Below are 9,831 nucleotides of genomic sequence, written 5' to 3' on the forward strand. Positions count from 1 at the left end.
GAGGATTTCAATATACGTCTAAGCAATTTAAGAAGAAACTAGATGAAGCTAAAATAACCCAGAGTATGTCTAGGGTTGGAAAGTGCATCGATAATGGTCCGATGGAAGGATTCTTTGGAATAATAAAATGCGAAAAGTATTATTTAAAAAGCTATAAAACTTTTGAAGAGTTAAATGATGCTATTAACGAGTACATGTATTTCTATAATTATGAGAGATTACAAGAAAAATTAAACGACCAGAGCCCAATGGAATATAGGCGTCTAGTCGCTTAATTGTGTTTTTATTATTTCCACTGTCTACTTGACAGGGGGCAGTTCAGCTCTTAAGGGGCTGGGGGTTTCTTTTTTGGCTTGCGGTGGCAAAGGATGGTGGCAATTGGCACCTGGGGGTTTCTTTTTGGGATGGCTACCTGTCTAAAGAAGTAGATACCGTAAGCGTCAAATAATGGACACCTTTTAATCAGTTTAGTAATAGTAGAAAATGCATCTCATAGGAGGTGCATTTTTTTATGAACTATGCAAAGAACAGAGAGTTATGGGAACAACGAGTTGATGATTTTAAACGTAGTTGTCTAACTCAAGATGTCTGGTGTGTGACAGACGAGAGGGGACAGGGACTTGTCTGGTAGCAAACATTGCGATACGATTTTTCTGAGGCAGTATAATATGCTAAGGCAAATACAGAAAAATAAATTAGAAGTAAATTTAGGCTCTAGAAAACAAGTGGATAGGTACATTATGTTGTTGGTAGGTGGAACCAATTCCAAGAACAGCAAGAAAAAAAGTAAAAGTAGCATATATCATATAATGATAAGAGGGATTAACCGACAAGATATTTTGAAGACGATAATGATAGACAAAATCGAGTAGTTATACAGAATATCTTACAGATAGCCAAGTACTAGATATTAAGTTTGTATTAGGAATTTTCTCTCAGGATAAAACCGTGCCTATTAAGGTACCTGTCCCTGTGTGTCTTTTGCAAAAGGACTATTTTAAGATAGTCATTTCATGACAAAAAAACGTCGATTCATGCAAGGGACATTTTTTTATAGATAAATTTGATAGGATAGTAATAGGAATTATTAATATCAAAATATAATCTAAAGGAGAATGTGGACTATGAAAAAAATATTTTTACTTATTATGGTGATGGTTATGTTGTTTACCCTTGTTGCCTGTGGTGGACCTGATAACAGTAAAAACAATGCCCTAATGCAGGCAAAAGTTGACGAAGCAGACAAATTAGCTGATGATCTTTTTAACCTGTATAAGGATAATGGATTATTAGAGGGTGAATATGCGGCAGAGTTTCAGGCAATTGTTGATGCAGTAACAGCGAGTATAAACGATATAAAAACGACACATCAAGATTTTCTTGATCAGGGTGGGTATACCGATAAAGATACTGTGGAACTGGCAGAAGTCATGAACACGCTAATTGCCGCTACCAAAGAGGCAATCGCAGAAACAAAGGCAGAACTAAAGGCAGAAGAAGATGCCGTAGCATTGACAGGTAAAGCAGTCGGAATTTTAGCTCTAACAGAAATGCACGACGAATTGGTTGATATCGTAAATGAAACATCATATACAGCCTTCGTAAATGGCTGGGAAAATGATGAGGAGCTCAATTCAGAGCTAGAGGCAGTACTTGAGTTTTTAGAAATTGTTAGCGGCGACCTAACAATTCCCGACAGCATGGATGAAGAGTATATTGATATGCTTATCACTATGATTGATGAATTGATTACAGTATGGCATGAGTATTTGATCATCGTTTCAGAACCTTATACAACAAATTAGAAGTGAAAAAAATAGGGTTTGTTTATATAATCAGAGCAAAACTAAATAATTAAAAATAGAATTGGAGGAAAACTTATACTTTATTTAATTACGTTTGGAATCATTATTGTAGTACTTATTTTTTGGATAATTTCAGTGCAGCGTTCCTTTGTGGTATTGGATGAAAACATTAGTAATGCTATGTCACAAATTGGTGTTCAGCTATCTTCACGATGGGATGCCCTAACTTCCCTTTTGGATTTAACCAAAGGGTATGCCGCTCACGAATACAAAACTATAACAGATACCATTAAAGCAAGACGCTCTATTACAAAAGATTCTTCCCCGGACGAAGTGAAAAAACAGGAAAATATGATTATAGAGGCTATGGGAAAAATTATGGCGGTGGCAGAAAATTATCCTGATTTAAAGGCTGATCAGACCTACATAAAAACAATGGATGCTGTCAATCAATATGAAAACATGGTGCGTACCAGCAGGCTGATTTACAATGATAGTGTGACAAAGTTAAATCGTGCCATTCGTATGTTCCCTGCATCGATGATTGCAGGTGCTCTTGGCTTTTCAAAGGGTGCTTATTTAGAGGCAGTGGACGAAAAAGCAACGATGCCAAATATGAAGTAAATGACAGTGAAAAATGGAGGTAGTCTATGGTAAAAAAATTTATTTCTACTATATTTTGTGTATTTTTGTTTCTTGCTTTAATGACCCAAGGCGCCTTGGCAGTAAACAATGTATCTGACATTAATGTTGATGTTGTCATTTATGAGGATGGCTCTGCATATATCACCCAAACATGGAACTGCAATTTTAATGAAGGCACAGAGGGCTATATTCCTATAGAAAATTTAAATGGAATGAGCATATCCGAGTTTCTTGTTTCAGATGAAAGTGGCGTCTATACTTACATTGAAGACTGGGATGTAGAAGCCGGCTTTGATGAAAAAGCAGGAAAATACGGCATGGTAAAAACCAATAAGGGCTATGAACTTTGCTGGGGAATTAGTGAATATGGTGAAAAACGCTATGCCATTGAGTACAAAATAAATAATCTTGTTGGTGGGTATGAGGATTTTGACGGTTTTAATTTCCAGTTTATCAATTCTGGAATGGGAACACTGCCCACGGATGTAACGGTGAAAATCACAATGCATAATGGAATAAAACTAGATGAAAATAATGGCGGAATATGGGCTTTTGGCTTTGATGGGGAAATCAATTTTGAAAATGGTAATGTGGTAGCTTATACAAAAAAACCCTTGTCCTCTGGTACTGATAGCGTAATTATTATGTTACAGCTCAACAAAGGTTTGATTAATCCCACAAGAGTGGTGAACAAGTCATTTGAATCTGTAAAAGCACAGGCATTTAAGGGTAGTGATTACGATTATGGCACAGGGACGGGTGAAAATTCTTCTGAACTGCCTCAGGAGGCGCCTAGTTTTTTTGAGTTGGTTTTGGGAATGGTGATTGCTGTTTTTCCTTTCGCTATTATTATCTATTTTGTGAGACGAATAAGGAGACCCAAAAAGAAAATACGCACCCTTTATAAAAATGCAGATTATTTTAGAGAAGCACCTATTGAAGGAAATTTAGAAGCTACCTTTGTTTTAGCAAAGGATTTTGATCAAACAAAAGATGACGGAAACCTTATTGGTTCAGCATTTTTAATGTTGATTAACGCAGGTTGTCTTGAGCCTATGAGTGAAAAAACTGTTGGTTTTTTTGGAAAAGAAAAAGAGAACATTTCTCTAAAGCTTATGCATCCACCACAGTTTACAGGAGTAACGGCAAAGATGCTATATGATTTACTAGTTTTAGCAAGCGGTAGCGACCAGATTTTACAGGAGAATGAGCTTGAAAGCTATTGCAGAAAAAATCATAAAGCTATCATGAGGATTATAAAAGCTGCAAAACAAGAGGGCAAAAATACTTTAATACATATTGATTGCTATGATACCTCAAAAAAAGCAAAGCCTCTTGGACTTTCACAGGCGGGAGAAAACTTACTCTTAAACACTATGGGCTTTAAAAAATATCTCCTTGAATTCTCACTTATTGGTGAAAGGTCAATTGCAGAAAGCGTTATTTGGCAGGATTACCTTACCTTTGCCACACTCTTAGGCATTGCGGATAAGGTGATAGAACAATTTAAAAAGGTTTATCCCGACGCAACACACTATAGCGACAAGGCAAGGTATCATTATCTGCTTGTACACAGATACACCAAAGCATCCTATCATGCATCACAAACAGCACGTTCATCAGGTAGTGGCGGAAGGAGTTCCTTTGGTGGTGGCGGTGGATTTAGTGGTGGCGGTAGCGGCGGCGGAACACGATAATCCTCTGATAGTTATTTAAGTTGAAGGGAATTTAGGTAATAAACTTAAGTATAAAACAAAAGATAATACGTTATCAATTGCACTGAAAATAAAACTATTGTGGAGGAAAAAAATATGAAAAAAATTATTTCGATTTTACTTATACTTGTTTTATCAGTTGGTCTGCTCGTCGGATGTGGCGGTAGCGGTCCAGACCTTACAGAGGTTACGGAAAAGTATAATCAGGCTGCGGATGTCTTTAATGAGGCAGCAATGCTTGTGGAGTCAAATGGTTGGTTAGATGATGCAGAATTTCTTGAAATACATAATGGGCTTGCCGACGAAATTGAAAAAATTAAAACCCTCATTGAAGACCCAGAACAGGCAAAAAACATTGATGCCGATGCAATGAGTGCAGATCTTGATGGGTTAATTCAAGATCTAGAGGCTTATAAGGAAGCGGTTTCTGTTTCCTTAAGCGACAGTAGTCCGGACCTTACAGAGGTTATAGAAAAGTATAATCAGGCTGCGGATATTTTTAATGAGGCAGCAAAGCTTGTGGAGGCAAATGGTTGGTTAGATGATGCAGAATTTCTTGAAATACATAATGGGATTGCCGACGAAATTGAAATAATTAAAACCCTCATTGAAGACCCAGAACAGGCAAAATACATTGATGTCGATGCATTGAGTGCAGATCTTGATGAGTTAATTCAAGATCTAGAGGCTTATAAGGAAGCGGTTTCTGTTCCCTTAGAGTAACTAGAGTGGAATTGACGACCAAAGAAGCTATAAGGCAAAGAAATTTGGGGGTATAGCTTCACAGGTATAAAGGAAAGCAACACAACACCACTGTGGGAGATAAAGGGAAAAATCAGGTAATGTGGTTTCCAACTAGTGTAGTAAAATAGAAGCATTATAAAGAACAAAGGTTCCAGGTAAGAGACCTGAGCTTTTGCTCCTCATAATTGACTTTTGGTAGTACGGAGGAAGCAGACTATGATGGATTTGATGGAATTTATTATTACCCTTGGTTATAGTATCACCTTGATGTGCATGCTTTTGGACTTGGAGGTAAAGCGAAAAAAGGGTACCAAAATGATGGCGCTCGTTATGATCCTCTTTTTGGCCTGTGGTGCTTTTGTTTGGTCTAGTTTGGGTTATAAAGGCTTTATGATTCTCTACCCTGTTTTTGTACAGGTGCCGTTATTTATAGCATTTTGGTTTATTTCCAAATATAAAGGAATAAAACTCTTATTTGTTCTTTTGACGGTCATCGTTTTATCTTCGCCCCCCATGTTGCTAGGGCATATTGTTTCAGCAATCTTTGGCTACAATGACGTAATAATAAATGTTGTTTGCATAGTCATGTATCTACCCATGACATTTATAGTGTACAAATATTTTCGTCCCTTATTTCTCTATATGCTGCGCAATACAAAAAAAGGCTGGGTAACGTTTTGCTTAATACCTCTTTCGTACAATGCATTTACCTATTTACTTGGAAGGTATGACGTGGAGCTGGTGAGAGAAGAACCCATATTATGGCTTGACTCGCTAGTTGCGATATTGATTATTGCAGCCTATGTGTTAATTTTACGTTTTTTTAAACAAACCAGAGAACAGTTTGTTTTGCAAAATGAACAGAATATCTTAGCAATGCAGGTGTCTGCCTTACAGGAACGCTGTGAAACGATGAAAGAAGCAGAGGAAAATACAATGATCTATCGCCATGACCTACGTCATCATTTGAACCTGCTAAATGGTTATTTGGCTGAGAACAAATTTGCAGAAATAAAAAAATATATTACGGAAATCGAAACAAATCTTGAGGATACAGTGACAATAAAATTTTGTGAAAATACAACAGTGAACTTGATCTTATCCTCCTACATCAATAAGGCCAATCATGAAAAGATAATGGTAGAGACTCAAGTATATATTCCCCAGGGCTGTGAAGTGTCTGAAATGGATTTGTGCATTATCATGGCTAATGCTTTAGAAAACGCGATCAATGCCAGCAGGAATATTAAAGAGATCAATGATAGGAGGATAAGCATTAGTTGTAAGTATAAAAATGACAAACTGTTTATTCAAGTTATAAACAACTTTAGCGGGGAGGTGAAATTCGCAGAGGATATACCCATCAGTGCAGAAGAAAACCACGGCTTTGGAACAAAAAGCATAGTAGCTATCGTGCAAAAATATAGCGGTCTATATTCCTTTTCTGCTGAAGATGGCGTTTTTAAGATGAGAGTTATTTTATAAGATGCATTTCATGACGTGAAAATAACATTCCATGTCAATATCATTACACTCTGTTACCCAATAAAAAAAATTTTAGGAGGAATAAATATGAAAAAACGATTATTATCACTTATCTTGGTTCTGCTCCTTTGCGTCACACTCGCACCCGTCGCTGCCGCATCTACAACAGCAGAAAATAACTCAGTATCAGTAGGGTATGCTGCTGTTGTTATTACAGCAAATAAAGACCTTTACTTCTGGGGCGCTGAAGGTAGAACTGGTATATTAGAGCCCCAAAAAGTACTTTCTAATGTTGAGTTCGCTTCGACAAATGGATCAATGGGATTAGCAGTTGCAATTACGACAAGCAAAGATCTCTATGTATGGGGAGGCAACGTTTATGGGCAAGCTGGCAATGGAAGCAGTGGAAGGTTTGAAACACAGAGAAATCCGTTTAAAGTGCTTTCCAATGTTGCTTCGGTTACGTCGGATGGTTATTCTGTTGCCGCAATAACTACAAATGGAGACCTTTATACATGGGGAAGGAATCAGTATGGACAACTTGGTAATGGAAAAAGTGGGCAAGAAGAAATCCAAAGCACACCTAAAAAAGTGCTCTCAAATATTGCATCAGTAGCAATGAGCAAAGGAACAAATAACTGGGGTATGATTGCAGCAGTCGCTACAAATGGAGACCTCTATACATGGGGAAGAAATGACTATGGACAGGTTGGTAATGGGAAGAGTGGTGATGGTGAAGTACAAAAAACACCTGTTAAGATTCTTTCTAACGTTGCATCTCTTCCATCAAATGAAGGTCATGGTGCCGCCATTACAACGAATGGAGACCTTTATACATGGGGAACCAATTGGTTTGGTCAAGTCGGAACCGGCACAAGGACACATCAGACAACGCCTGTGAAAGTACTTTCTGATGTTGTATCCGTGTTTACGAGCAGCACTACTTTGGCTATCACGACCAACGGAGATCTCTACGGCTGGGGATACACCGAAATGGGTCAAGTTGGAAACGGCAAGCAATTTCCAGAAGATAGCCAAACGACACCCGTAAAAGTTCTATCAAATGTCGTATCCGTAACAGCTTCACATACGAACACCGCGGCTATCACCACAAACGGCGATCTGTACTGCTGGGGCGAAGGCGGGGATTTTCAAATTGGCAACGAATCATTTAGATCTCAAGCCACACCGTTTAAAGTTCTTTCCAATGTTGCATCTTTTACGAATGAATTAGGCAGTAACCCTGCTGCTGTTACAAAGAACGGAGACCTCTATACATGGGGGAACAATTTACACGGGCAAATTGGAAACGGTGAAGGTGGCATGGGTAGTGACCCACTTAATTGGGGCATAAAGCAAAAGGTGCCGGTAAAAGTACTTTCTAATGTTGTGTCGGCATCAATAATCGATAGTGTATCTTCAGCACTAACCAAAAACGGAGACTTATACACCTGGGGATTTAATGAGTATGCTTCGGTCGGAAACGGCACAAAGACAAATCAGACAACGCCCGTAAAAGTTCTCTCTAACGTCCTGCTTTCTAATAGTGCGGCTCAAACTCCGGAAATAAAAGTGGCTCCAACTCCGGAAATAAAAGCGGCACCGACTGCATCTAAAGTGTTGGTGGACGGCAAAAATGTCTCTTTTGAGGCGTATAACATTGCCGGAAACAACTACTTTAAGCTCCGCGACCTTGCAAAAGTAGTATCGGGTACGGGCAAGCAGTTTGCAGTAGGTTATGACAATGCGACAAAGGCCATCACCCTTACCAGCGGAAATGCATACACCGCTACGGGCAGCGAGCTTTCAAAAGGTGACGGCAAGGCCAAAACCGCTACCACTACCACATCAAAAGTCTACGTAGACGGTAAGGAAACACCATTTATGGCTTACAATATCGGAGGCAACAACTATTTCAAGTTGGGTGATTTGGCAAAGGTGTTCGATTTCGGAGTTGGCTGGAATGGCGTAACAAATACAATTACGATAGATACAAGTATTGGTTATACTAAATAGCGTCAAGAGCGATTAGATTGCGAACGTGTTCAGCATAAGATAGGCAAAGACTTATTGATAAAGTATAGGGCGCCCTCTGTTGAAATTGTAGCAGGGGGTGTTCTTTATTAAGCTCATAGGTCAATGGGTTGGGCAAATAAAAGCGAGCCAAGGCTCGTTTTTAGGGTTCTATTGTAAATAATCAGTTTAGATATTTTCGAAAGTCACTTACTCTTTAAATGAAAAGTTTATATAAGCTAACTTTACAATGGGATAATTAGCTTTTGATATAGGGACTAGGGCAAGGGACTGCATTTTGACTTCCCTTTGGCTTAGGGTGTCTATATGCTCCATATTGATGATATAAGAACGATGAGGCTTGATAAAGCACACATTATCAGAGAGAAGCTTTTCAAGTTCAGTCATAGATCCAGTAGCTTCTATAACTGACCCATTTGTTAAATGATACAGTATAGTCCTACCATTAACTTCAGCAAACTCTAACCTATTTATAAAAACTCTGGTGAGCCCTGTATTGCTTTTTATTAAAAAACTTTTTCCTAAAGTGGTTTCCATTTCAGAAATCACCTTATCTAAAAGGATAAAAAGCTTCTCCTTCCAAATAGGCTTTATAGCATAATAATAAGCACCTACTGAATACGCCTCAACTGCAAACTCGGTAGAAGAGGTCAAAAAGATGATTTTAACATCTTGATTAAACTGCCGTATTTCTTTCGCTGCATCCATACCCGTTATAAAAGGCATTAGAATATCCAGTAGCACCAGCTCATATTGCTCCCCTCTCTCCATTGCTGCAATTAAATCCACAGCACTATTAAAAGCTGTATATTCAATTTTATATTTATCCCTTTGCAAAGCTTTATAATCGTTTATAATAGAAACCATGTTTGAAAGATCGCCTATGGTATCATCGCAAATAGCTATTCTCAACATAAAAACACTCCTAATAGTATGAGTTTACATATGAATTATACCATAAAATGACTATTTTAAGATAGTCATTTTATGACGAAAAATGTCGCATGTCATTTCATGACAAAAAAACGTCGATTCATGCAAGAGATATTTTTTCATATATAAATTTGATAGGATAGAATAAAACATAGGATAGAATAAAACACACGGGGACGGCAGACCGCGTAATAATGGGTTATTATTCCATAAACATTTTAAATTTTTTCATACTAGATTAGCTAATATTTTCAATCAACATTGGGAATCTATAAAATTGGAGGCTACTAGAGGCTGTTTTACCCGTTAGTCTCCTTATTATTTCCTTTACTCCTAGTATATTTATTGCGCGTTTTATATTATAGGCTAAAAAAGCAAAAGAAATCTCCGCTTTTACTGACTGCATACCTTTTGTCAGAAAATACGTCATACCTAACCCCCTCTTTATCGTTCCAAAGGGATGTTCTACG

At 37.9% G+C, this 9,831-nt stretch carries 10 protein-coding genes; 8 read left to right on the plus strand and 2 right to left on the minus strand.

The window, feature by feature from the left end:
• The 8 genes from BMX10_RS17415 to BMX10_RS17450 all read left to right on the plus strand — a co-directional run.
• On the plus strand, positions 1-275 hold a 275-nt coding region (locus BMX10_RS17415), incomplete at its 5' end, for an IS3 family transposase (RefSeq protein WP_139176500.1).
• A 345-nt stretch (positions 276-620) separates the two neighbouring features.
• A complete protein-coding gene (locus tag BMX10_RS17420; protein WP_090447032.1) occupies positions 621-872 on the plus strand; it encodes a hypothetical protein in 252 nt (83 codons plus the stop codon).
• A gap of 243 nt (positions 873-1,115) precedes the next feature.
• The gene (locus BMX10_RS17425; protein WP_139176502.1) at positions 1,116-1,805 is read left to right on the plus strand and encodes an LptM family lipoprotein; all 690 of its coding nucleotides are present in this window, start codon (positions 1,116-1,118) and stop codon (positions 1,803-1,805) included.
• Between the two features lie 135 nt (positions 1,806-1,940).
• Positions 1,941-2,429: a LemA family protein gene (locus tag BMX10_RS17430; protein WP_244272767.1), complete on the plus strand. Its 489-nt coding sequence runs from the start codon at positions 1,941-1,943 to the stop codon at positions 2,427-2,429.
• A gap of 26 nt (positions 2,430-2,455) precedes the next feature.
• Positions 2,456-4,147 (plus strand): DUF2207 family protein, encoded by a 1,692-nt coding sequence (locus BMX10_RS17435; protein ID WP_090447038.1) that lies wholly within the window; start codon positions 2,456-2,458, stop codon positions 4,145-4,147.
• Between the two features lie 114 nt (positions 4,148-4,261).
• Positions 4,262-4,888 (plus strand): hypothetical protein, encoded by a 627-nt coding sequence (locus tag BMX10_RS17440; protein ID WP_090447042.1) that lies wholly within the window; start codon positions 4,262-4,264, stop codon positions 4,886-4,888.
• A 237-nt stretch (positions 4,889-5,125) separates the two neighbouring features.
• Positions 5,126-6,394 carry a sensor histidine kinase gene (locus tag BMX10_RS17445; RefSeq protein WP_090447044.1) on the plus strand — a complete coding sequence of 423 codons (1,269 nt, stop codon included), beginning with the start codon at positions 5,126-5,128 and terminating at the stop codon, positions 6,392-6,394.
• 87 nt (positions 6,395-6,481) lie between these two features.
• The gene (locus BMX10_RS17450; RefSeq protein ID WP_090447046.1) at positions 6,482-8,410 is read left to right on the plus strand and encodes an RCC1 domain-containing protein; all 1,929 of its coding nucleotides are present in this window, start codon (positions 6,482-6,484) and stop codon (positions 8,408-8,410) included.
• Positions 8,411-8,617: 207 nt separating this feature from the next.
• Here BMX10_RS17450 and BMX10_RS17455 read toward each other — a convergent pair whose 3' ends face one another.
• Both BMX10_RS17455 and BMX10_RS17830 read right to left on the minus strand, forming a co-directional pair.
• A complete protein-coding gene (locus tag BMX10_RS17455; RefSeq protein ID WP_090447049.1) occupies positions 8,618-9,343 on the minus strand; it encodes a LytR/AlgR family response regulator transcription factor in 726 nt (241 codons plus the stop codon).
• A gap of 256 nt (positions 9,344-9,599) precedes the next feature.
• Positions 9,600-9,831: transposase (locus BMX10_RS17830; RefSeq protein WP_170834885.1), on the minus strand; the 232-nt coding region annotated here is incomplete at its 5' end.

It is taken from the genome of Natronincola peptidivorans, from assembly GCF_900111615.1.
Lineage (GTDB): Bacteria > Bacillota > Clostridia > Peptostreptococcales > Natronincolaceae > Natronincola_A > Natronincola_A peptidivorans.